The sequence below is a fragment of the Pseudoalteromonas sp. BSi20652 genome (assembly GCF_000239855.1).
Classification (GTDB): domain Bacteria; phylum Pseudomonadota; class Gammaproteobacteria; order Enterobacterales; family Alteromonadaceae; genus Pseudoalteromonas.
The window spans coordinates 1-369 of the sequence record NZ_BADT01000245.1 but is presented as its reverse complement, the minus strand read 5'-3'; the positions used below and the strand labels follow the sequence as shown (position 1 = coordinate 369).

At 36.9% G+C, this 369-nt stretch carries 1 protein-coding gene; it reads left to right on the top strand.

The window, feature by feature from the left end; genetic code table 11:
* Positions 1 to 369 (top strand): hypothetical protein (locus P20652_RS20445; RefSeq protein WP_033018218.1); only part of this gene is annotated, 369 nt, incomplete at both ends.

Genomic DNA, 369 nt, shown 5'->3' with positions numbered 1-369 from the left:
GAACTAGAATCTGAAATTGAAGAAGCACACCTTAAAGACGAAGTTGATGATATTGAACCGCAATTTATTGCTGAAGAATTACAGGAAGATAATCTAGATGAAGAGTCAACTAGAATACCTTTTAGCCAGGCTGAACAGGGTTTAGTTAATCCGCTTTCTGAAGATAAAGATTTAGGCAGCTTAGAAGATGCTCTTGATGATAAGTTATTAATTGAGGATGACTTTTCTGAGCAAGAAGCTGAAGAAGCATCGCTTGATTCTGAAATTGAAGCCTTTGAATCACCAGATATAGAAGATGACACCAAACCTCTTAACTTTGATGAAGTTCAAGAAACATTAGAGAGTGAACTGCCATTTACTCCTGAGGAG